The organism is Alloalcanivorax mobilis (assembly GCF_002864685.1).
GTDB lineage: Bacteria > Pseudomonadota > Gammaproteobacteria > Pseudomonadales > Alcanivoracaceae > Alloalcanivorax > Alloalcanivorax mobilis.
In genome coordinates this window covers 1-696 of the sequence record NZ_NMQZ01000083.1, presented here as the reverse complement: position 1 = coordinate 696, position 696 = coordinate 1, and the positions used below count along the sequence as shown (strand labels likewise).

Annotated in this window: 1 protein-coding gene; it reads left to right on the top strand. The window is 63.8% G+C overall.

Translation table 11 applies throughout. The annotated features are described in order from the left end of the window. On the top strand, positions 1-696 hold a 696-nt coding region (locus CGS25_RS18850; RefSeq protein WP_269800705.1), incomplete at both ends, for an EF-Tu C-terminal domain-related protein.

The following is a 696-nucleotide window of genomic DNA, read 5'->3' as shown; positions in this document are numbered from 1 at the left end:
TGAGCAGCTACGATTTCCCGGGTGACGACACCCCGATCATCACCGGCTCCGCGCTGAAAGCGCTGGAAGGCGATACCAGCGACATCGGCATGCCGGCGGTACAGAAGCTGGTTGAGACCCTGGACGAGTACATCCCGGAGCCCGAGCGCGCCGTGGACCAGCCGTTCCTGATGCCGATCGAAGACGTGTTCTCCATCTCTGGTCGCGGCACCGTGGTGACCGGCCGGATCGAGCGTGGCATCGTGAAGGTGGGTGACGAGATGGAAATCGTGGGCATCCACGATACCGCCAAAACCACCTGCACCGGCGTTGAAATGTTCCGCAAGCTGCTGGACGAAGGCCGCGCGGGCGAGAACGTGGGCGTGCTGCTGCGCGGCCTCAAGCGTGACGACGTTGAGCGTGGTCAGGTTCTGGCCAAGCCGGGCTCAATCACTCCGCACACCAAGTTCGAAGCGGAAGTGTACGTGCTGGGCAAGGACGAAGGCGGCCGTCACACGCCGTTCTTCAACGGTTACCGTCCGCAGTTCTACTTCCGGACCACCGACGTGACCGGTGCGTGCACGCTGCCGGAGGGCACCGAGATGGTGATGCCCGGCGATAACGTGCAAATGACCGTTCAGCTGATCGCTCCGATCGCCATGGAAGATGGCCTGCGCTTCGCGATTCGCGAAGGCGGCCGTACCGTTGGCGCCGGCG